This window comes from Bittarella massiliensis (ex Durand et al. 2017), from assembly GCF_017566145.1.
Classification (GTDB): domain Bacteria; phylum Bacillota; class Clostridia; order Oscillospirales; family Ruminococcaceae; genus Bittarella; species Bittarella massiliensis_A.
The window spans coordinates 1-220 of sequence record NZ_JABFCL010000248.1 but is presented as its reverse complement, the minus strand read 5'-3'; the positions used below and the strand labels follow the sequence as shown (position 1 = coordinate 220).

Genomic DNA, 220 nt, shown 5'->3' with positions numbered 1-220 from the left:
CAGACACCCCTTACTTCCGGCTGAACCGGAATATTGGCGCTGTCAAGCTGTACGCCTACCTGGCTCTGCTTCGCAATTTCATATAATACAGTTCCCACGCCGCCACGTGTCGCATCACGAATAACATGCAGATCGTGTGTCCTGTTCATCACTGCTTCCACCGTCTTCCAAAGGGGTGCACAATCACTCTTGATATCGGCCTCAATTCCCAAATCTTCTC

Annotated in this window: 1 protein-coding gene; it reads right to left on the bottom strand. The window is 50.9% G+C overall.

Translation table 11 applies throughout. From position 1 onward, the window contains the following. Positions 1–220 (bottom strand): AIR synthase-related protein (locus HJY11_RS14215; protein ID WP_243764577.1); only part of this gene is annotated, 220 nt, incomplete at both ends.